Below are 22,755 nucleotides of genomic sequence, written 5' to 3' on the forward strand. Positions count from 1 at the left end.
GCAAAATGCGAAAACAAACCATCAAGTGAGACGCTCAATATCCAATCACGCAAGGAGTGTGCCCACATCATACTGATGTGGGCGAAGGAGGGAGACATGTTAATCCTGGCCGCGGTTGAGCCAGCGATCGGTTAGCCAGCCAGGTTTTTGGCCTCGGTTCAGTGCAGCCAACACCGTAATGGCGCGTTCCGGGGTGATCCGTTGCGATGCGATGTCCTCATACACCTGCTGTGCGGTTTTCTTGCGCTTAACGGCCGCGCCAGCATCCAGAAAAGACTCCACGACTTGCAGTATAAAACGCGTAAAGCCAGATAAATTTTCAGGGCCCGCAGCCTGATCATCACTGGCACTTTGTTGCGTGAGGCGTTCGGCCAGATGACTGAGTTCGGCCTGGGCAAATTCGCTTTGCGCCTGTGGTAGCTTACTGAGGGTTTGCAGCATCTTAGAGAAATAGTCTCGCTCGATACGATTGACCTTATCGAGTTGCGTAAGCTTGTTCAGGTCGCGCCGAAACTGAGCATGGCTTATCTGAGGTTCGAGCAGTCGTTCACAGCTGGCGTGCAGCGTGTGCCAGTGTTGCCAGGCATAGACGTAGTTGAGTCCGGGGCCTTTTATATTTTGCATGCCTACAATTAATTGATGTTGTCCGGCCAGCCCCAGGCGAGCGATACGGTTGGTTAGGTCGTCTGCAGTGATATGGGGGTTATCCAGCAGTAATAACTTGCTATGCAGGATGCTGCTCAGCACACGTTCCAGCTGTTTCTGGTGGCTTGCTAAATCCTCTAGGCTCAACAGTGACTGGGCCAGTTGCCAGTTTTGTATTCTGAGCTGAATAATGCGTTGCTGTACTTTATTTTCAATATGTTCGGTCAGCGCAAGGCCCAGCAGATCCTCATCGTACAGGTGTGCGGTTTCGAGCCAAGGGGTGTGAAACAGGGCGTTTAGCTGGTCGATATAATGCTCCGGGCTTGCATCATACTTCCACTGAGTCAGCAGGCGCATCAAATCTTGTTTGTCGTTATTGCCAATTAGTCGGCTTAAACGGGTATTCAGTGCCTGATCCAGATAGGCCTCAAAGCCATCGACATTACTACCAATCACCACTATATGATCGAAACTCAGATCTTCAATCAACAGTTGCGCAAAGACTTTAGATCGTGCAACCCGGTCATTGCGGTTATTGAGCAGGGCGATGGTTTGTGTCTCGGGTTTGTCGTTGAGCTCAAATAAACCAAGGCGACGCCAGTTTTCCAGCGTGGCAAGGCGCTCATTGGCTGACATACTGTTGACGAACGACTGGGTCAGGTGATCCACCGGGGCCTGAGTAAAGTGCTGTAGTACCCCGACATCTGGCACAATACGCTCGGCGGTTTCTTTGTAGACATAGTCTTTGTCTATGCCAATGTACTGGGCCATTTTACATACCAGAGCGATGTTATCAGGGTGCTCTTCATAGGGATATAAAGCACGGATATCCGGGGTGATCTGAAACCCTTCTCCCCAATGCAGCTGGATCAGGGTCGATTGCTTGTGTTCGGCTGCCCGGTTGAGAATGGGGGCCATGGTTTGCTCAGCGGTGAAAATCTGAGTGTGGCTACCAATAAAAGCAGCCATTTCTTGTGCCACATCAACACCGCTCGGACCCAGGATATCTTCGTGATCAGGGTAGGTATTAGTTATGGTGGTGAAGTTATCCCGCATCCAGCGACGCAGGATCCGGACATACCTGGGTGTCAGGCCCATACACTCCCATAAAAAGACATCAGCGCGTACCGAGCGGGCAAAGGCAAGAACATCACTTTGTTCCCAGATACTGGCTTTGTCAAAGGGTCGGAACAGCGGGAGCTCATATTGCTCACCGGAGCTGCGTGCGAAAATCATCATGGCTTCACAGCCAGTGGTTTTGGTAACAACGCGCAGCGCCAGGCTACTGAACAGTGCCGCTTTTATTCGTTCTGTGCCGGATTTTCCTCGTGTACCCCAGCCGCCTATGGTAACAGGGATCTTCGCGCGATTAGTGCGAATTTTTCGATTCAGACGAACGTGTCTCATCCAGAAATAGAGGATAAAGGTTGATACAAAAAACACCAGCTGACCGATGCTATTTTGGTAAATGGAATACAGATATTCTTTAAAGCTGTAGCCCAAATTGACCAACACACCTGGTACGCCAGCACGGGCGAACAAGTTGGCAATACCGGACTCAACCTCAAAGGAACAATCCAGTTCACTGCCATAGGGTTTAAACTCAAGGCCGAAGCCGAGATTGCGAATTCGGGCCAGGTAATTTTGCTGCTCAAGTGTGTTCCCTTTTCGTAAGCCATCTATGTCGGCGTACTGAACCGATAATTGCCAGTAGGCACGAACACGTTGCCACAGATGTTTGGGTGGTGTCACGATTAAAATACCGTCGGGCGTATAACTCTTTTTACTGGCTTTGATGTTATCCTGACTCAGCACAGACAGCAGATAGTCGGGCAACGGCAAATGAGGACGTGCACTGGCCTCCTTGAGATGATAAAGCGCTTCGCCAGGCACATTGGTTGCACTGATCTCCGCGGTGGTGCAACTGGGCACATGTAGTTGTGCCGACGGGATTTTGGCATTGGTATGACTAAAGCTCTGACGTTTATCGGTGCTTGGTGTAAAAAACTCATGCCACACACGCCAAAAACGGCGACGACGTTTGTAGCCAATAACCACTCGCCAGCCTTGTTTGTCCTGATATACGTTAAAGCTTTGCTCATGCTGCGCCAGCATGCTGAGTGCACGACCTAGAGTGTCCTGATCTATATCACCAGGCAGATAAACGGTTTCGTGCTCAGCCAGGCGCTGGGCGAGTTGCGCATGCAGACTTTGCTGGGTGAAGCTGAATAATTGCTCGCGCGTTCGCGTAATGTAGCGTCGCACGGCCAGGTCGGGCTCATGTTCCAGTGCCTGATTCAGCACACCTATATAGCGTTGCATCAACAACGCATCCTGATTGTTTGAAGTATCGTCTAGTGCCGCTTCAACGGCCTCATTGAGCATGAGTCTGGGACTTTGTTCTAACAGTATCCGCTTAACTTCCAGGCACTCTTCTCCCAGGAGGTGGGCACACCATAACCCAAATGCATACCTGTTGGCAGAAAAACGGGCAGCGGTAAGCTGTTTAACCAGAGTGAAACGCACTGCATCGACAGTTTCATCCTTAAAACGTTTTTCAAGTAGCTCCCTGGCCAGCGCATCGGGCAGATTGCGCAGTTGCTCAATACATACTTGTCGTACCCGGGCAAACGGATGCTGGGCCAACTCCTGGAGCAATGGAATATCACGCTCTTCCAGGGGGTATTTATTGGCGAGGATACGGGGCATCGCAGCGACAATAAACAGCTGATCGCTGTGCTTCTGTGCTGGTGTAGTGCCACTGAGACTGGCTTCCACATAGGCCCACATGTAACTGCGCACAAAGGTCGGACGCTGGTGGATCAGAATTTCCAGGATATCCACAACGGCCTGATAGGGCGTATTCTCGGCATCAAGCAACTCGATAAGCTCAGCAACCAATTCGCTGTCCAGATCCGGATCGGCTTTACATTCATTGATCACAGAAACCTGATTAACCAGCGCACGGATCATCCCATGGCGCACATGTGCATTGTTGCTGGTGGCCATCAGTCTCAGGAAGAAAGGTTGCAGGTCCAGTTTTTTCCAGGCCTCATCCAGGTTATCTTGCGACAACCTCAGGTAACGAATGGTGAGTGCGCCCAGCTTGGCGATAAGAAACCGTAGATCCTGCTCTAAATCAGCAACTAAGGTCTGATAGCGACCGATGACGGCACCTTCATCAAACCAGCGTGAGAATGCTTGTTTATCTTTTTGCAGTTGTGTGCCTGAAGCACCCAGTGTTTCAGCATATTTGAGAATATGCAGTTGTTTTTCTGTGGCCAGCTCTGCCTTGCCAAGGCGCTCCACAAACGACTGGTAGTCGGCGTCATGACCCTGGAGTTGTTCATGCAGACGCTCAATTTTGTGGCGTAAAAAAGCAATGGTTTGCAGCAGCTGCCAGTAGCTCTGTTGCTCGTCTTTTGGCTGGTTTTGTAATAGCTCCCAGCCTGCTAACTCCTCGAGCAACTGATGGTATTTATGGCGGTGCAGGTTGAGCCAGAACTGTTCTGTATCGGCAAATAAGATAGCCTGAAGCTGAGTTTTTAGTCGATTATCGGCCATACAGGTCCTGCTCTAAGAAATGCGTCAGTTGCAGTGATTCAAAAATGATTTCGTCGTGTGCAAACGGGTCGAAGCCACTGCGTTGTAAATTGCCCAAAGTTACTTCAAAACGAATGCTGTGGTTATTTCTGAACCAGTCTTGTGTCCAGTTCAGGCTGATCCAGCCAGCGGTGTGTTCACTGAAGTCAAACAAGGTTTGCCAGCCTAATGTCGTCAGATACTGCCAGGTCGCATTTGGCCTGTGGTCATCGGCAAACACGTAGCTGCTGCTTAGTCCGGCAGAGAAAATATGGCCCTGATAATACTGCTGCCAGACCCCACTTAAGGAAGCGACATCCAGTGATGTCCAGTCCGAATTGGAGGTGGTCGTCAGCTGGGCGCTGAGCTGACTGTCTACTTTACTCTGATGGCGGATGCGATAACCCCCACGCCAGCCGTCGCTGTGGTTGTAGCGATAAAAGTTGAACATGGCATTGCTAATGGTTTCGTCCGCCAGATATTCTTCTTTATCAATGCTGGTGTAGTAATAAAAAGGCTGCCACCACCACTGATGACGCCAGTGTTGATCCTCTCGCCAAATTTCGCCGATCGCGACAGTCCATTGACTGGTCAGGTGGGTTTCCCGGCTCAGTGGTGACTCCTGCCAGCGATTGTACCACTGTGCTTTGGCAAACCAGTCGTCTTCATCGTCCAGCCAATCATACAAACCATTGATACTGAACGACGGTTCGCTGGTGTTGTTCAGGCGAAAAAAGCTCTCCAGTCGATACCAATGCTGTTTATAGCGGTTGCGCAGCCGAATACCCAGATCCAGCGTGTGCTCTGAACCAAGTGGTTCACTGCTTTGATAGATACCATCACGGTTATACTGCATCACCCCCTCAACGTGTGTGAGGTTCCCATCGGCCTGCATAATGGCTTGATGATAGGTGTTCTCGTTCCTGGTATATACGAGTTCTGGCTGGGCCACCCTGTAGGGCTGAACGGGAGGAGCCACGGCCAGCTTATGGCGATTGGGGTCCAGCTGCCAGCGATAGAACCTGGCCAGGCTCGCGGTTTGTGGTGCCAGGGTGAGTAAGCCGGCGGGGTAAAATCCGGATTGTTCGCGTCGTGTGCCCTGTTCAACATATTCCAGTTTGAGTACCGCATCTTTACTGAGCTTGGCCGTGATAGGGTTGGCCTCATCACCATAATAAAAGAGTTGCTCGGCAGTCAGCTCAATGGCTTGCCAGCGGCCCTGTTGATAGGCTTCGACCTCAACGCTGAGTAATTGTGCGGCAAAGGGGTTAAGCCAGCGCAATGTCAGGCCTGGTGCACTCAGATCTGCGCGGGTTAGCCCCAGTTCACTGCGATTATCATCGAGTCGCCACAGTAGATTGCCTTCATTACGGTCAATACTGATCTGTGGGCGCTGATGTTGTTGCAGTAATTCGGCATTGGCAAAATGGAAGACCAGTCTGACCTGCATTGACTGCAGTTCGCTCAGGTTCAGCGCCAGACTATGATTAGGGCGCAAGATCAGTCCAGGCAGCGCATCGTTGCGGCTGGTATGGCGGCTAAATTGCTCAGCGGCACTGCGCTTTAACAGTGCCGATAAGTCGATAAGCTGGGTACCGGCATAATTTTGATAGTGATTAAATGCCTCCCAGTGGCCAAAGCTCTGAATACGGCCATACAGTGTGGCTAGTGACTCAGCTGGAGGGTGCTGCATTAATCTGGCTGATAAAGCCGTGAACTCATGTTCACTGAGTGACTGAGTTTCAAGTCGTAACAGGGCATTGAGCAGCAGGTCGCGTTGTGCGGTGACAGAGCTTGTGCTGCCCAGTGGTGTTTGATAAAGCAGGGACATAAAGTCTTCCTGCCACAGTGTTCCTGCCAGATCCAGAGCGTTGGTAATATTGTGTGAGGGAGGCAAAGCACTGACCTGAAGCAATAGCAATTTTTCACTACTTAGAGTCAGTTTTTCGCCGGCATCAAGCGCAAAGTAACCGGTACTGGCAATAGACAGGCGAGGCTGATCGTCCTCATCAATGCGCAACAGGGTTGTCGCAGGCACGTCATCAAATATCGGCATGATTTTACGCAGCTCAGCCTGATGGGCACGTAACCAGGATAACTGGCTTTGCTCTGTTTCAATGGCTTTTGATCGGGCGCTGACTCTGATCACCATGGGCTGGTGGGCTGTGATTGTAAGAGGTTCATCCGCCAGCGGGTAGGCGGTAGTGTTACTGGTTTCGCTGAGCAGGGTGCTGACGCCGTGATGGCGCAGAGAATAATCAAGCACGGGCGGGTTGCTGGCTGGATGTGTATAACCGAGTTGCGCACCAAGCGGTTGCAGTGTGTCATTGTCGTTGCGAATGTCGTGGCCCAGCCACAGTGCATAAAGGTCTTGCTTGAGCTCGGCAAAACTGCTGATAAGGGCAGCCCGACACTCAGGTAAGGCGTTGCGCCACAGGCTGCATAATCCGAGAATACTTTGAATGGCCTGTGTTTTTTGATAATGCACCAACAGTTGCTGGGCTGCATAACGTTGCAGCTCTGGGTATGGATGACTGAGCAGGGCACCCAGATAACGCTGAGCGGTATTATGTTCTCCCAGTGCTCCAAATGCGCTCAAACGCAACTGCCAGGCTCGGATCACAACCTCTTCATGGGGACTGGTGATCAGTGTTTTCAGCAAAGGTAGCGCCTGTTGCGGGTCCTGATTGACCAGCATTTCGGCCTCACCGAGGCGAAAGTGCCAGTGGCTGGCACTGAGGCTGGTTGTGGCGTCTGCCTGCTGTGGGCGAGCGAGCACAAACCGGGATTGGGCTTGCTGATAGCTGTGACCCAGGCGTTGTAGCTGTTGCTCCAGACGGTAAGCAATCGCGGGACTTTTGTCTTCAAGCATGCCTGGGCGCTGATATAAAACGGCGTTGTTCGGCAAAGCTTGCAGCTCTCTGACTCGTATTGCCAGGTCTACCTGGGCATCGTCACTAATCGTCACACTGACCTGACTGGCATCCAAAGGCAGAGGCAATGAAATCATGGTAAAGCGGTTAGACGGCAGCAGGTTTATTGTGTGCCGATAACTGTCAATAACCAGTGTCAGCTCTGCGGCATTGGTGCTGCGGGTATACAGTCTGAGGGTATCAGACAAGCGTGGTTGTTCAGGCAATTCAAACTGCACGGCGCCTGACACCGCATGATAGTGTAACGTTTGGCGCTGCTCGGTGGCAAACAAGCGATCTATAGCCGGGCGATAAGCATGCACAACGCTTTGCTCACTGAAATGGCTGGTGAACGCGTTGTCTGATTTTTTGGGTAATAAAAAACGCACTGTGCCCAGCGTATCCTGGAGCTCGGACAGACGTTGTCGTTCAAGCGCGCTGGCCAGTGCGACATCGGCCGAGTGCAGCGATGAAATGTCGTGGTGCTGGTAAACCTGTTCGAGGTGCCACTGCAAATTATCCGTCCAGTAGGGGTTAAACAAAGGTTCCGGCCAGGTTTGTGCCGCGTCGGTATCGTACAGCCCTCGTTCCATGCGGACCAAATTCAGCAAGGTATCGCCCTGAGCCTCAATACGCAGGTAGTCACCAGCCTCAACGGCTATAAAATCACTGCTACTCAGGCCAATGACCTGATCGTTGCGTAGCTTCACGTCGTGAGTCAGACGGTATTTGCGCAGCTGAGGCGTAAACTCATCGGCGGGAGTGTCACTCAGAGAGAGCTGACTGATAAGATCTCCATCCAGCCTGGCCGTAACCACGCCGGGCTGGGCTGGGTCTGGCAGGATGCGCCGCGCGTTGAGCCTGAGTTTGGTGGCCTCAGTAAAAAATAACTGGATACTCTGTCCATCGTTTAAGCGATAGTGCGTGGTATGTGTTTGCGCTTCATACAGCTGCATTGCCGGGAGCGCCAGTTTAACGGGAATACGAAATGGATCCCGGTGTCTGTGAAACAGACCCTGCCAGGCAGAAACGCTTTGTATCTCATCGGTTGGGTTATAAAAGCGCAACAGGCGGGTCGTTGCAGTGGCTGGCAGCTGACACTGATGCTGTTCGCAGCGCAGTTCGGCTTGGGTAACGCGTTGCATGGCAAAGGGGGATTGTCCCTGCCACACTTGGATAGGATGTGGCTGGTTTTCCAGGCTCAGCCAGTGTCCCGCCGGCAGTAACATCAATCGTGATTGTCTGGCATCCAGGTTGACAGTCGCTGCGCTGCGCTGCAATTGCAGTGTGTCCGGCTGGTACCAGCTGGGTGCACTTTGCAGCGCCGCAGGCTTGGCCAGTGCGGGCAGCAGACAACTTATCAGAAGCAACACAATCAAATAAGGCATAACGCAAACTGTTCCATAATGTCGGGCTGTGCGACCAGTCGCTCGCGCATTGGGCGACTGATCTCAATATGAATAAAGTAGCCTGCCGGTAATCCCAGGCGGTGCATTACATTGCGTGTACCCCCCAATTCAGACACTTGCTGCGGATACTGGTAGGTATGCTGGCTCAGTTTTGATAAACACATCTGCAATTGTGACAAAGCGTCGGTACTTTGTCTGCCCTGGCTGATAATGAAATCCGCCTGGCGTGCCTGAGGCGTGCGACGTTTGCTTTGGCTGAAACCATGTAGCTGGTACAGGTGACTGGTTGGGTAACGTCGTGCAAACGCCTGTGCCGCTGCGGCGTGCAAGCCACTTGGACGATGCGAATAGTCCATGCTGTATAAGTCCGGGCTGGGCGCTTTGCGGTGCTCGGTGTTGATCACCAGCACCTGACATCGTTTAGCGAACACAGCTTTGCCTATTTTATCAGTCAGTTGGTCATGAAACTGATGTGGCACAGACAGCATGCAGGCAGAGCCTTTAGGTCGGTAATATAAATCGCCGCCGCCAAACTGTGCAGAGCTGGCTTGCAGCATAATCAGGCCCGGCTGGCTGCGCAATTGCCAGGGAGGTAGTGCCATGGGTTTTGCAAACCAGTTGTATACTTGTTGCCAGCTGGGGCTATGCAGCTCAGCGGCGTCACTGGCAAACCCTTTCCCAGTGAGGAGCATCAATAATAAAAGCAGATACGGTCTAAAATTCATGTTGCCACCATTGCGGTTGAGGAGGTGGAGTTGCATATTCTTCCAATAAGGCAAACCACAGGGGTTGCTCCGCTGACACGATTAGCTGGTTGAGCCGTTGTATATCCGTGCCGATTGTGAGCGTGATTGACGGATAGGCGGTCAGAGTGGGATCTTTTGGGTGCAATAAGAATGCTGATTGCGCAAGATCAGGCGCCAGCGCATAGCGTTTGCGAGCAATGCTGTACTCATCTGTGACAACTTGGCTAAATTGCCCATCCAGCTGGGTAGTGAGAATGAGTGGCTCGGCAGGGTGCGCGCCTCTGACAAATGGCTTGATTACAATCGCCATTGGCTTGTCACGGTCTCGATAATTTTGGCTCAAAGTCTGTCCTGGTTGTAGCTGAAACAGCCGTACTTTCCAGTAATCACGCGGCGTTCCATGATTGATAAAGTGCTGCAAAGATGGGTCTGATAAGTCGGGCACTTTGTCCAGCTGGTCGATTTCCTGTTCTGTATAGCGGATCCCGGTATCACTCAATGTAATGACTTTGGGCACAGGTGCCGACACTGGAGCTGTTTGCTGGATACTGAGCTGGGCGTCATACAGCTGTGCCAGATCAACCAGTGGCGTATACTGAAATGGCTCAGCCGGCTGGGGTAGCGCAAAGTACTTTGGCGGGCTGTACACTAGTGCAGTATTGGAGACCGGTAAACTGACGAACAGGGCTTGTGATAAATAGCCGCTTTGCTTTTCCTCTGGTGGTGGTGGCGCACTGAATAAGCGCACCTTGAGGATCAGCTGCTGCTCAATAAAATGGAACTCATTGTCGGCACTTTGGCTGAACCAGGCGCCAACTTCAGTGAATCCATTTTCAGGTGCGTCACATAAGGTGGCACACACATAATTTTGATGATGCATTGCCCCATGTCTGCTTTGAAGTTTCGCCGCCACCGGCTCTGTGCTACTTACTGTCACCCGGTGTGCCTGACGGCTCAGGCGCAGATAGCGTTTTTCGCTGTCCGTAATAGCCTCGCGGCGGGTTTCCGGGGTGATTAAACGGTCAAAACCACTGTTCAGTCCTGCCAGGGTTAACGTCTCCGAGCGCAGTAGCTGTTGTTCGGCATCATACACGCTGAGTTGTACCGAGCTGCCTGGTGCACCTCGCATATCGAGCTGCAGATCGCTGCCACCTTGCACAGTATATTCTGCCTGATTCGCTTCGTTGAGATGGTAATAATAGCTGTGTAAGGGCGCTATCACCTGATCCTGCTCATTGCGCCAGGTGGTGGTCATCTCAGCATGGGAGCGGATCACCAATAACCCAGGTTGCATATCTGGTAACAAAAAGCGTGTGGGGTCATCCGTGGTAACTGGCTGCAGTGTCTGCGGCGCCTGTTGCTGGGTCAGGTCATGCCATGATAGTTGCAGATTTTTAATATCTCCCTGGGTTTGTAAATTCAGATCACCGGCTTCAGATAAACGGATTGAGGCAGCCAGTCCGGGCCGCGTATAGTATCCATCTAAATCAAACTGTTCTGCAGAAAAGTCATAGGTGATTACGTTGTACGGCAGCGATTCATAGAGAATGTCTGCGTCAAAGTCGATCCCCGGGATCCCTTGCGGCGCGAGTTTACGCCAGTCGTAGGATACCGCATTAGCTATTTGCTGCGGCTGCAAGCCGCTGTCACCCAGGGTATGATAACTGGTCATACGTTCCCGCCATTGCTGGGGCAGCTTAAGCCAAGTGCGAGTAACATCATCCGCATTGGTGGGCGTTTTACCATGGATACGTACCACCACGCCGCGTAGGCTGGGCTCTTCCGGAATGAGTCGCAGTGAAATCTTACTGGCCTGAGTCAGTTGTTGCCAGTCGACGTAAAATGATTGGCCAGAGGTGACGGCCAGTGCCTGCCTGTCTTCAATCAATTGCTTAACCTGTTGCTCACCTTCTTCAAGAGCAAGTTTAGATGCATGATGATAGGTGTGCTTTTCCAGCTCGTTGTCCTGACTGTCCAGCAGGCGGTATTCAATTGCATAATTGATAGGCTTATCAAGCACGGTTTGACTGGCAAAAATGGCATTCGACAGTACCCGAATAGCCACTGTTCGTGACGTCGGAAATGTATAAATAAGCGGCTTATCCGGGCTCAGCCAGTGTACCACAGAGCGGGTTTCCTCTTCGCTGCGTGCAGCTATTCGCTCTGCTGAATCCAGCCATACGTATAGATGTAGTGCGACCCGGTATCCTGCGGCCAGTAAAAGGGCGATGAGCAGAACCTGGAGGATGCGTTTAATCCAGTACATTCGGTCCTCCTTGCATCATCTTTTCAAGCGCTTCCAGGGTAATTAGGCGGTTACGCTGAGCAAGGTAAACCGCCGCTGTTTTACCAGCCTGCTGCACTTGCAGCCCGAGCAGGCCATTGTCAGTAAGCCGGATAGCTTGTAAATGGCATTGAGACAGGCTCTGGCAGAGTGCATTTAACCAGGGCAAATGCTGCGTTTTTGCATAGCGATCCAGGATCATATCCAGCCTCTGCTTTTGCTCGTCAGATAAGCGGATCCAGTCACCCGGTCCGGTCGCAGCGAGGCGCACCTGTAAAAACTTAGGTTGCGCGGAGACTGCGAGTAATCGCTCCTGCAGCGCCTGCTCTGAGACGGCGTAGTGTTGCTTAAAGTCGGAGGCCAGCCACAGGGTTGCCAGCTCACTGCCCGGGCTGAACAGGCGATAACCTGACTGCGGTGATGAGCCAATCTCCAGTCCTCGGGTGGCAATCTGACCCGCCACTTTTTCAACACTGATCCCAAGCCGTGCCATGGCTTTATGCAGGGCATTGATGGTAGAAGTATGACGAAAATCCGGCTGAGTAAACTGATAGGCAATGGCACTGGGGCGGATCTGTGATGGTGCGCTGTGACTTCGTACCTGTAAACTTAACACGGACATACTGGGGTTATGGCGTACCGCGCTTTGATGCACCACATTATATAATGTGCGCGTGTTAGTGGGAGACATCACGTTTGCTTCTTCACTGGCATAGGGGTGAGCGCCGGCAATGAGCAGCGCCCGTGCACCACTAACCTGAAATAGATCCGTGGCAAATTGCAGGGTGTTACTTTCGAACAGTGGCCTTGGCACCTGAATGGTCAACGGTTGTGTGGTATTGAGGTTGATGGCATAAAACCCCTGACCCTGCTGATAGTAGCCTATTTCAGGCAGCGGGCTGATGACCACCAGGCGTTGAACACTATTGATGATAAGTTGCAGGCGATAGCCCACCATGTTGGCGAGTCGGTTTAGCTGTTCCAGTTGATTCAGGTCATCATCTTCTAATGTTCTTGAGCGTAGCTGATGGGACAGCCTGAATAGAGGTTCTAGTACTTCATACTCCCATAACGCGGCTTCATTTTCTTCGAGCATACGAAAATGGCCGCTGCCCTTGGCACTGATGTGCTGTGAGAATTCGGTGACCAGGTTTTCGAGTGGCAGGTTGAGCCGCTCTACCGGATATTGTGGTGCATTTGCGTTGCTTCTGGCGGTGTGCGAGAGCAGCGTGGAGTAGCTCAGGTTATCGAAAAAGGTTTCCAGCATGGCACCCTGATAACCAGGATAAGGCAGGTTTTCCTCACTGAGCAGCCCAAACTGGCTGCGTTCAAAGCCTAATAACCGGGTGAGTTGACGTTGTGACAGTGAATCGGGCAGCTGATTGTAGATCCAGAACTGACTTTGTTCGGTAAACCTGGTTAGTCGAAGTTGGGGTCGTGTGTACTGGTTGACGGCACGCAATTGCAACACCTGATCTGTGTTCAGTGCAGCGATAAAGGCCTGGTAATAGGCACTTTGAGGTCGTGTTTGCTGGCTGGCAGCCGACGGTGTTACTCGGGTACCGAGTGCTAGGGCGCTGCTGCCTAAAATGGCAAAGAGCTGCCCTGCGGCATCGCCCGCCAAACGCTCGCTGGTGGGGTAGGGCACAGTTACTATGTGTTCGCGTACCGGAGATTTGGCGAGGGCAAATAACCCCCTGGGATGCGTTGTCTGGGCGTCTTTGATAACTAACGTGGCAGGGTTATCAATGAGCACAAAGCCTAATTCGGCGAGTACTTGTGCAGCACGGCGCTGGGTATCCGGATCCCGGCGATTTTCATTCAGTAATCGAATGGCTCCTCGAAATCGCTGTAATTGCTGCGCTTGCTGATAATGGCTGAGATTCAGTAAATCATACCGTGCTGTGTACAGATAACTTTTGTATTCACTGACATGGTGACTCAGTGGTGCACTGTGGGCCTCATCGACTGAGACGGGTTGTGCAGGGCTCTGGACTAAAGAAGGTACAAACATGATAGCGAAGCCAATGCCGAAGGCCAGCAGGCCACCGACCATCGAGGTCTGGAAGGTCGCACGCAGCACCAGACCGAGGGCGTTCTTCTGGAAAATTTTGAGTGCCAGCAAGGTTGATAGCATATAGCCAAAGGCGAATGTATCGGTGGCTTTAAGGGTGGGAAAATAATCCACCACAAAATAGTTTAAGACCAGCTTGTAGGCGAAGCCGATGTTAAAAAACAACAATAACAGCCGTGCCCCTTCAAAGTTTGCATGCTTAAGCCGGGTAAAATTGAGCAATATCGCGCCGAGTGACAAAATCACTGTGGTTTCAATGAGCGTTGTCAGTAGCTTACTGGGTTGCATCAGTTGCAGTGCCAGCAGTGCCGGAAGCATAATGCCATTGAACTCCCAGCCATAACGAATATTGGCCCGGGAAGCCAGAAATGCGGTGATCACCAAAATGATATAGGCTTTGGGCGCGGCCAGAATGGAAGCGGCAACTGCTTCATACATGATGGCGAGGTTAGCGATACTGAAATTGGTAAACGGCATCAAAACAAAACGCACTAACACAAAGGTAATGGCCAGCTGGATCAGCGTGACGCGCATGCCATAACGAAAGCCGCCATTCCACATTACGTTAGCGGTGAGGGCGATGATCACCAGGCCCAGGCTGTACAGCTGCCCTGCGTAATCAAATGTCACGTCCCATAGCGCCAGTATCTGACCTATCTGAGGCCAGAACAAAGTGTCCATAAACACGCGAACGAGAATACTGATCAAAATAATGGCAAAGAAACGATCCCGACCAAACATTTCAGCGTAGCCCAGTCGTTCCATCACCACTTTGGCACTGAAGCGCATGAGTACGTACACTACAATGGCTTCAATGATGATAACGATGGCTGAAACGGGGCTGACAATCAGCAGAGGTACCAGATAGCCGGGCACGACCAGGCCGGTGAGTGGAAAACCAAAGCGCAGGTTGAGCATACATACAACGGCAATCCCCACCCAAACAGTCGTTATGACTGACTGGCCGAGTCCGCTTCCATCCGGAAAAAGAGGCAACACCCAGTCCATTACAGCATGTGCTCCTCGTTGGTGTCTTCACCGCTGTCTGGTGTGGCGGACGTAAGCTGGTTTAAAAGCGCATGAGGGTCCTCAAGCTGCTGCAATAAAGTGGTAATATCGATGAATTCAAACAAGATCCCTGCTACTGAGAAGGGTTCACCTATGGTACTGCTCACCTGGTTGGCTGACAGTGAGCGAATATTTAATATATAGGTATCGTTACCAAGTGTGGCGGGCAGAAATAGTTCGCCTTGTTGCAGGGTTAAATAGCGCAGCTTGCCTTTCAGTTTTTCTTTTGACATGGGGGTGATTTTATCCAGCAAATCTAACGCCGTCATCTCAAACAGAGCCAGATGATGCCTTTTAGCCAATTGCTCCAGCGGCTGGTTAGTTTGAACCACCTGACCAAATAGATTAAATAATACTGCGGCGGTCCGTATTTGGTTGAACACTTGTTCGAGCGTAGATAATTTTTGCTCCATTTCTCCAATGGCTGATTTCACTTTCTGGCTGAGTGGCTTCTCCAGTGTCAGCGTCAGTGCCCGGGTTAGTGGGCTGAGCGAAGCCCGCTGCTGGTTTTGCAGCATTCTGTAATGGAACAAGAGCTCGCCAATCTGGCTGGCAAACCGATTGACATTTTTAACAAAGGCTTTTTCATCAAACTGCTCGTTGGGTATCACAGTCATAGCCCAAAAGCCGCGGACATCACCTGCATACATTAAAGGCACAACAAACTGACGCTCCAGCTCCTGAAGACCACTGAAAAAGGGTCGACCCGTTTGTACCGCACCAAACGCTTTGATGGCATCAGAGTAGGGAGGACGTTGATAGTCCCGACGTTGCTCAACAATGTCTTCAATATGACAGTTGATGGCACGGATCTCTTCAAGTCTGTGGTCGCCCTCAAGACGCGCCAGAAAAATCGAGCGATTCAGAGCAAGCTGTTGATTAACTAACGTAATAATAGCATCCCAGGGGGTACTCTCCGTGCTGAACGAACGGGGCAGGTAGCGACCCATCATACGCTGATGGACATTGGCAATAAGCTCCATAAGTTCATTCTCTTCGAGCCATTTGCGCGAGAAAAACACCCACAACATAGTCATCACATTGATCACCAACAGTTGACCAATAGGTAGCAAATAATGGAGTGAATACATCACCACATAGCTGCTCAGCAGGCCGACGACGGACAAACTGATTGCGATAATGATGCTCAGGGTAAGCGTATTCTTTTGATAAATAATGAGTAATAGGGCTAACAAGCTCAGTTGCAGCGCTATAGATTGCCATTGCGCAAGACGGGTCACTAATTGTGCCTTTGCCAGGCTATCTGCAACATAGGCGTGCAGATAAACCGGATTACTGACACCACGCAATTTAGGTGCGCGTAGCGGTACACTGAAGCCTAACTGTTGCTGAGCGATTAACACGACTTTGCCTTCCAGCTGACTGGGCAGCACATCTCCTTCGAGCAATCGGGTACTCGAAAATTTGGGTAGTGCACTGAGGGAAAGGGCAAAGTTGATCAATTTACCGGTGTTAAGGTGCTGTGGTCCATAGAGGCTTTCCCAGACATTTTGACACTGCCCGGACGGTGCACTGAGTACCATGTTATAGCCAAGCCAGGGTTGTACGGCTGGCAGACAGTAACGCGGATCCGCAAAAGGGAAGTATACGTTGGCAAACGACATGCTTTGTTTAGAGGCAACATCAGACAGCACAACTATGGCAGCCACGTCCTGTTTGAGCAATTGACTGATCAGATCGGATTGTTGCTGTTGTAAGTGCGCTGATTCGATCACCACAACCTCACTGCTTTGCTGCTCAAACAGTTGATTAAACTGACTATATACATAGGCGTTCAGGCGTGCGAAAGAGCCATGTACGGCAATCACCAAAACCACCAAAAATAGGAGTAAAATCGACCAAAATGGCTTTTGCCGTTTGATCATAAAAACTTGTTGTTTGAGCGACACACGCCCCCCGAATCAGTATGGCTAATTAGTTGTAAGCAGAAAAATGCAGTGTCACTGTGACGGCACTGCTCGTTTGTAGCGTGAGAAAATCCATCCCATGCATACCTTCTGCTTGCCATAACCCATTGTTGAGACTAAGAGGTTTTTGCCAGGAGATCAATGCAAGTTGATCCAGCATCAGGGTTGCTTCGCCAGCTTCCGGCGGTGCGTGTTTGAATGCCAGTTTGACTGCGCGAGCAGGTAACAGCTCTGGCCCCAAAGTTTGGCTGTCATCTGGCAGGGTAATATCATGCCGAAAAGTCTGCCAATCATAACTCCCAGATCCAATCAGGCTGACTTCTTCGCTGGAAAATTCCAGGTTGTCTTCAGCGGTGACTATGGTCAGCTCAGCACTGACTGCGCCTGCATTATCGCCTTTTGCATACCCAAACAAGCTCATGTCATGGTAGGCTTCGAGCGTTGATTCAGCAGGTGTGATGGGCATCGTTCGTAGCGTTTGTTTAAAAGGCATGCGCAGCGGACGATTATTAAATTGGGTACGTGACAGACACATGCCCTGTAAACCGCGCATCGCGCCTGTCAGGCAAGGAGTAATATCATCGCTCTCGTGTTCCCAGCGCGTCACTTCATTGGTGTCGTTGTCATTGTCCCAGTCTTCAAAGTCTCCAAACCACATTAAATCCCGGCCCAATGTCACCTGAGGCGCTCCTGTGCTACTGATTTTACTGATAAAGGCATGACTTGGCGCATACTCTCTCAAGTCGATAATGTGGTCGCCAGCAGGCAGCGTCACAGTGACGGTGTCAAGCTCTTGTGGGCTGGGGGCGTTCTGAAAATAGACTTCCCCAAAACCTGGGCCCGGGACAATCGCTATTTCTGAGCCTGAGAACTCAGCCAGCCGGCGGATCAGGTAATCACTTAAAAATCCACCGACCAGTTTAGGTTGATAATCTTCAAGGTAGACGGGATAGGCTCTGGCTGATTGTGTTTTTGGCGTCAAGGTTGGGTCGATACGAACTGAAACGGCGACGCCCAGCAGGGTTTCGTGGCGGTTTTGTTCAAAGACAAAATTCCCTAACCCAAGTAATGTGGGCACACCATTATACAAAGCAAAGCCCTGCGCGACGTGCGGGTGGTGCGCGATCATGAGATCTGGAGCGCGACGGCTGACAAATTCAAAGCGGTTATCAATGTAGCGGGTTGGGGCATAAGAATATTCATCTCCCCCGTGTAACTGGACGATGGCATAATCGCTGCTGTCTCTCGCCTGTTCTACGGCGGTTCTGAGCGTGGTACTGTCAGTCAGGTCAGCAGCGCCGCCTTTATCGGCAGTGGCGATGTAAGTGATGAGGTGGTCATCTCCTGTGATTGAGGTGGCTGAAACCAGGCCCAATGTGGTGTTACCTACGTCCACCAGACGGGGGGCGTAGGCTTCAGTGGCATTATTACCGGCACCACTGTGGCTAAACCCGGCCTCTTCGACGAATTGTATGGTGTCTTCCAGCCCTTGCTGCTGATAATCAAATACGTGATTGTTACCCAGCGCAACATAGTCGACGCCGATTTCCGTCAGGCCCTGCAGCGTTTCGGGCAAAGAGAAAAAGGCAAATTCTTTGCTGGGGTGCACCGTCGTTGGCGTCGCCAGCACCGGAGATTCCAGGTTCACCGACGCAAAGTCGGCACTGTCCATGATGGGCTTCACGAATTGTGTCAAGGCAATGGCGCTGCTTGCGGCATTGGACGGCCTGATGATGGCGTCTTCTACGTCGGGTACCAGATTGCCCATGGTCGTTAAAGAGGGATCCATATAACGGCGGCCAAACATGGTGTCCCCGCCAAACATCAACTCACTGCTGGTGGCACTGACCTGCTTTAATTGCACGGCTAACGGGTTTTCCTGGTAGTTACGGCTGTCGACAGTAATGACGGCCCGCTCATACCCAGGTTTGGTCAGAGTCAACGTCACCATGCCAGCATCAAGCTCAGTCAAAGTCAGCTGACCTTGTTCGTCAGTGCGATATTGATTGCCTGAGAGCTGTACGGTGACGTCCGCCAGCACCGCGTTGTTCGTCCCCTGCAATGCCAGGCTTAAACCGCGCGGCTGCGTTTGTTGTTCCTGTTGCTTTTGTTGTTCTTGTTGTTGCGCTTGTGTCGGGCCTGTCTCGTACGGGTCTTCCACCGAACAAGCACTCAGCAGGTACATGACTGGAACAAATGGAAGTAATTTGTAAATATTCAAGGTGGCCCCTTAACCTGTACGGCTTAATAACTAGGTCTTTAGTATTATAAATTGATTGTTAACCTTACTGCAATCGTTAACTGTTAATATTACGGCCTTTAAAGCCAGCATTTTAATGCTTACTTTATAGGAGTAAGAGATTATTTTTATTATAGTTGTTCTGGTCAAAATCTCTGTCCAAAAATGTTTACGTTTTGCTAGTCTGGGGTCTATTCTTAGAGTATGATCCCGGCAAAAGGTAGAAAACCGTTTTGAGGAACAAATGCGTTTAGAAATTCACTGTGCCGATCGGATCGGTATTGCGCAGGAAATTTTGAATATCCTGGTCAAGTACCGGGTTGACTTAAAGGGAATAGAAGTTGATTCCGTTAATTGCAGAATGTATGTGAGTTTCCCCCCCATAGAGTTTGAACAGTTTCAGAAAATCATGCCTGAGATTCGACTGATAGATGGGGTAGAGGATGTCAGAACAACCGCTTTTCTGCCTTCTGAGCGTGAACATAATGAACTCAATACCTTATTGAGTGCACTTCCCGATGGGGTGATTTCCATTGACGCAAAGGGGTGGGTACGCCATTGCAACGATGCCGCTTGCCGTGATTTAAATCAGCCTGAACCCGATATTATCGGCGCCAATATTAATAACCTGCTGAAAGGGTTTAACTTCACCCGTTGGCTGGAAGGCAAAGACGTGCTTGGTCAGACTACGCGTGTAGAAGTCGGAGGGGAAGATTTTATTGCCGATATCTTGCCTATTTCTGTACCGCAGGGCCCTGAGGGCGATGTACTCGCCGGCGCAGTTATTAATATTAAATCACAAAGCCGGCTTGGCCAGCAGGTCAGTGCATTTCGTCGTTATGGTCAGGAGAGCTTTGCGGCTATTCATAGCCAAAGTACCGCTATGCGTCGTGTCGTGCGTGAAGCCCGTAAAATGGCTCAACTCGAAGCGCCGATATTAATTACCGGCGAAACCGGTACAGGTAAAGAGTTGTTGGCCCGGGCCTGCCATTATGCTTCTAATCGTTCATTAAAACCTTTCATCGCGCTGTCGTGTGCTTCACTGCCTGACGACGTTGCAGAGTCTGAACTGTTTGGGTATGCCGGTTATGAAGAAAACAGTGCGCCTAAACGTGGCGTTTTGGAGCAGGCAGACGGGGGAACTGTGTTCCTCGACGAAGTCGGGGAAATGTCAACTCAGTTGCAAACCAAATTACTACGTTTCTTGCAAGATGGTACATTCCGCAAAGTTGGCGATGAAAATGAAGTCAAGGTCAACGTGCGTATCATTGCCGCGACACAAAAAGACTTGCCTGCTATGGTTCAGGAAGGCAGTTTCCGTGAAGACCTCTATTATCGCATCAATGTGTTGACACTTGAGATTGCACCGCTGCGTGACCGCAAAGCGGATATTAAGTCGCTTGCAGAGCACTTTATTCAGAAGTATGCGCAGCAAAGTGGCCATGCGACACCGGCTCTGGATGAGGAATGTTTGCAATTCCTGGAGCAATATCCCTGGCCTGGCAATGTCAGACAGCTCGAAAATGCCATTTACCGGGCTGTATCTATGCTGGACGACAACGAATTGCGCATTGAGCACTTACAGCTTCCCACCTTTACCCATGATCTGGGTTATCTGGAGTCTGATTTTGAAGGGACGCTGGAGCAGGCGGTTAAACGTTTTGAAGCGACTTTATTGAGAAAGCTCTATCCGGCTTATCCCAGCTCGCGTCAGCTTGCTAAGCGCCTTGGTTTGAGCCACACCGCGGTAGCAAACAAGCTGAGGGAGTACGGTATTAACCGTAAAACCGTCAAGGTATAACGTCTGGGGATGCCAACATCCCCATTTTTTATTGAGTCTAGCGTGAGATTAGCGCCGTTTATTGCTTAGTTCCCATGTTTTTGGTTACGCCATCCAATTTAATATTATCAATACCTTGCTCGGTAAATTTGATGGTGACGCTGAGGTTATTGCGAACCAGAAAGTAATCTATATCATTCAGGCGCAGTACATAGTCGCCTTTTACAGGACTCTTAAAATGCTTTTTGACCAGCTCAAGTTTATGGTCACCAAGCTGCCAACTAAACCCTTCAATAAAACCCGGGTTGAATTCCTGGATCCAGACCTTGGAATCGTCTTTACTCAGCGTGATGGCAATAGAATATGAATCAGGCAGCTGGGCCATATCATAGCTGCGATCACCAATGCGAAATTTCTGCGCACCACTTTGCCAGCCGAAGCCAAAGCTGAACTCTTTCTCTATACCTGTTGGGTAAGTGAGTTGCCCTGTACCGGGAAAATCAAAGTCGGCCCAGGCATGGTTGGCGCTAAGAAAGGTCAATAAATACGCAAGCTTGGTTATATATTTCATTAAGTTACACTCTTTTAAGTCTTGCATAAAAGTTAATGCACAATTACCTTTTTCGCAAGTTACAGGTTTGTGTGGTGGGCTAATTCTTGCTTGTTCTGATGCCCTGCTATGCTAGACTCGGGTTTTATGTCAACTGGTTGGACCAACAACATGAATTTGTATTTTCGCCTATTATGGTTGTTCTGGCGGATCCGTCAGAATAAAGCGACACAACCCTTGCTCGATGTGATTGATATTAATTTCAGAGCTTTGCCAAGTGACTGTGATATTAACCTGCATCTGACGAACTCTCGTTATCTGGCCATGATGGATCTGGCTCGTACCTGGATGACTGAACGTGTGGGATTGTTTGCAGCCATTATGAAACGCCGCTGGTTCCCAATTGTTAATGCAACAGCCATTACTTATATTCGTGATATCAAGCCATTACAAGAGTTTACGGTATCCACTAAATTAGTCGGTTGGGATCATAAGTACTTTTATATAGAACAAAGGTTTCACTCTGAGCGGGGATTGCACGCTATAGCCTATGTCAGGGGGGTGTTTAAAAGTCGTCAGGGTGTGATCAGTGTGGAAGAAATGCTGGAAGTTGCTGGATTTGAGGGTGAAACACCTGTTTTGCCAGAAGAAATAGTGCACTGGAAAGCCATGCTGGAGCAAAAGAAAGCGCGCAATACTAAGGTGGCATAAAGGGCCAGTGTGGTGGCCCCTGGGGATTGAGAAAGTAACTCGGTAGCGTGCCCACACTGTGGGCACCTTAAACTGTTAGAACTTGTATTTCACACCAAACATCGCAACAATCGGGTCAAGCTCCACGTCTGAAGTGAGTGCTTGCTTACCATCTGCGTAAACGGTTGCATCGGTATTGATGTCCATCTTAGAAACCATGCCGTGCAGGCCCCACTTTTCATTCAGGTCGTAGTTGAAACCAACTTGCAGGGCTACGCCAAATGAGCTGTCCAGGTCCACTTTCACATCGTCTGTGCCCAATACACCTTTAAGTGCAGCACTGGCTTCCTCGTCGAAGAATACGGTATAGTTCAGACCCGCACCGATAAATGGACGGAACTTGTCATTGGCACCAAAGAAGTGGTACTGCGCCAATAATGTCGGTGGTAAGTGCTTCACAGAAGCAATTTCTACGCCGCCTAATTGTGTGCTTGGGTTGCCTGGAATGTAACCTTCACCTTCAACGGTATGAGAAAAAGGCGTTGCTGCAATCAGTTCGAACACAATATTGTCATTGTACTGATAGTCAAATGTGATACCCAGCTGGGTATCTGAATCCGCAACCAAGCCAGCTGTTTTGATTTCGTTGAGCGCCGAGCCTGTGTCACTTGGGTTAACGTTGATTGCACCTACATTCACACTGAACTGAGCCTGAGCCAGTGGCGCAGTTAACATAAGTGTAGATAGGATAGCTGCAGTAAGTTTTTTCATTTTCATCTCCTGAACCTGTGCAAGGTAAATCTTTTTGTTGCAGCTATCATAGGGCGATGCGGTTTTTCAAAAGCTGT

11 protein-coding genes are annotated in these 22,755 nt (G+C 50.4%); 2 read left to right on the forward strand and 9 right to left on the reverse strand.

The window, feature by feature from the left end; translation table 11 throughout:
* Window positions 1-99 precede the first annotated feature (99 nt).
* From PRUB_RS21055 to PRUB_RS21085, 7 genes are read right to left on the reverse strand one after another with little or no spacing between them, the layout of a single operon-like run.
* Window positions 100-4,209, reverse strand: coding sequence for a capsular polysaccharide biosynthesis protein CapB (locus PRUB_RS21055; protein WP_010385086.1), 4,110 nt, complete (start codon window positions 4,207-4,209; stop codon window positions 100-102).
* Window positions 4,199-8,527, reverse strand: a complete 4,329-nt coding sequence (locus tag PRUB_RS21060) for a hypothetical protein (protein WP_010385085.1) — start codon at window positions 8,525-8,527, stop codon at window positions 4,199-4,201. Before PRUB_RS21060 ends, PRUB_RS21055 begins: the two co-directional genes overlap by 11 nt.
* Window positions 8,515-9,273: a hypothetical protein gene (locus PRUB_RS21065; protein WP_010385084.1), complete on the reverse strand. Its 759-nt coding sequence runs from the start codon at window positions 9,271-9,273 to the stop codon at window positions 8,515-8,517. Before PRUB_RS21065 ends, PRUB_RS21060 begins: the two co-directional genes overlap by 13 nt.
* Window positions 9,263-11,560 (reverse strand): hypothetical protein, encoded by a 2,298-nt coding sequence (locus tag PRUB_RS21070; protein WP_010385082.1) that lies wholly within the window; start codon window positions 11,558-11,560, stop codon window positions 9,263-9,265. The genes PRUB_RS21065 and PRUB_RS21070 overlap by 11 nt, the downstream gene beginning before the upstream one ends.
* A complete protein-coding gene (locus PRUB_RS21075) occupies window positions 11,547-14,660 on the reverse strand; it encodes a poly-gamma-glutamate biosynthesis protein PgsC/CapC (protein WP_021032897.1) in 3,114 nt (1,037 codons plus the stop codon). Before PRUB_RS21075 ends, PRUB_RS21070 begins: the two co-directional genes overlap by 14 nt.
* The gene (locus PRUB_RS21080) at window positions 14,660-16,606 is read right to left on the reverse strand and encodes a CHASE2 domain-containing protein (protein ID WP_010385080.1); all 1,947 of its coding nucleotides are present in this window, start codon (window positions 16,604-16,606) and stop codon (window positions 14,660-14,662) included. Before PRUB_RS21080 ends, PRUB_RS21075 begins: the two co-directional genes overlap by 1 nt.
* A gap of 49 nt (window positions 16,607-16,655) precedes the next feature.
* Entirely contained in the window at window positions 16,656-18,869 is a 2,214-nt protein-coding gene (locus tag PRUB_RS21085) for a CapA family protein (RefSeq protein WP_010385078.1), read from the reverse strand.
* A 262-nt stretch (window positions 18,870-19,131) separates the two neighbouring features.
* Between PRUB_RS21085 and tyrR the strand changes: the two genes are divergently transcribed.
* Complete coding sequence (gene tyrR / locus PRUB_RS21090) at window positions 19,132-20,688, forward strand: transcriptional regulator TyrR (protein ID WP_010385077.1); 1,557 nt, start codon at window positions 19,132-19,134, stop codon at window positions 20,686-20,688.
* A gap of 58 nt (window positions 20,689-20,746) precedes the next feature.
* On the opposite strand, the gene PRUB_RS21095 is transcribed toward tyrR, so the two are convergent.
* On the reverse strand, window positions 20,747-21,238 hold the full coding sequence (locus PRUB_RS21095; RefSeq protein ID WP_155946373.1) for a hypothetical protein: 492 nt from the start codon (window positions 21,236-21,238) through the stop codon (window positions 20,747-20,749).
* 150 nt (window positions 21,239-21,388) lie between these two features.
* Here PRUB_RS21095 and PRUB_RS21100 point away from each other — a divergent pair, with 150 nt between their 5' ends.
* Window positions 21,389-21,928, forward strand: coding sequence for a thioesterase family protein (locus tag PRUB_RS21100; RefSeq protein ID WP_010385074.1), 540 nt, complete (start codon window positions 21,389-21,391; stop codon window positions 21,926-21,928).
* 75 nt (window positions 21,929-22,003) lie between these two features.
* Here the strand turns inward: PRUB_RS21100 and PRUB_RS21105 are convergent, their stop codons facing one another.
* Window positions 22,004-22,678 (reverse strand): OmpW/AlkL family protein, encoded by a 675-nt coding sequence (locus PRUB_RS21105; RefSeq protein WP_010385072.1) that lies wholly within the window; start codon window positions 22,676-22,678, stop codon window positions 22,004-22,006.
* Window positions 22,679-22,755: the final 77 nt, after the last annotated feature.

It is taken from the genome of Pseudoalteromonas rubra (genome assembly GCF_000238295.3).
Lineage (GTDB): Bacteria > Pseudomonadota > Gammaproteobacteria > Enterobacterales > Alteromonadaceae > Pseudoalteromonas > Pseudoalteromonas rubra.

Excerpts from the sequence above, each read along its gene's own strand:
- PRUB_RS21055 (WP_010385086.1), bottom strand. The coding sequence starts at position 4,209 with ATGGCCGATAATCGACTAAAAACTCAGCTTCAGGCTATCTTATTTGCC.
- PRUB_RS21060 (WP_010385085.1), bottom strand. The coding sequence starts at position 8,527 with ATGCCTTATTTGATTGTGTTGCTTCTGATAAGTTGTCTGCTGCCCGCA.
- PRUB_RS21065 (WP_010385084.1), bottom strand. The coding sequence starts at position 9,273 with ATGAATTTTAGACCGTATCTGCTTTTATTATTGATGCTCCTCACTGGG.
- PRUB_RS21070 (WP_010385082.1), bottom strand. The coding sequence starts at position 11,560 with ATGTACTGGATTAAACGCATCCTCCAGGTTCTGCTCATCGCCCTTTTA.
- PRUB_RS21075 (WP_021032897.1), bottom strand. The coding sequence starts at position 14,660 with ATGGACTGGGTGTTGCCTCTTTTTCCGGATGGAAGCGGACTCGGCCAG.
- PRUB_RS21080 (WP_010385080.1), bottom strand. The coding sequence starts at position 16,606 with ATGATCAAACGGCAAAAGCCATTTTGGTCGATTTTACTCCTATTTTTG.
- tyrR (WP_010385077.1), top strand. The coding sequence starts at position 19,132 with ATGCGTTTAGAAATTCACTGTGCCGATCGGATCGGTATTGCGCAGGAA.
- PRUB_RS21095 (WP_155946373.1), bottom strand. The coding sequence starts at position 21,238 with ATGAAATATATAACCAAGCTTGCGTATTTATTGACCTTTCTTAGCGCC.
- PRUB_RS21100 (WP_010385074.1), top strand. The coding sequence starts at position 21,389 with ATGAATTTGTATTTTCGCCTATTATGGTTGTTCTGGCGGATCCGTCAG.
- PRUB_RS21105 (WP_010385072.1), bottom strand. The coding sequence starts at position 22,678 with ATGAAAAAACTTACTGCAGCTATCCTATCTACACTTATGTTAACTGCG.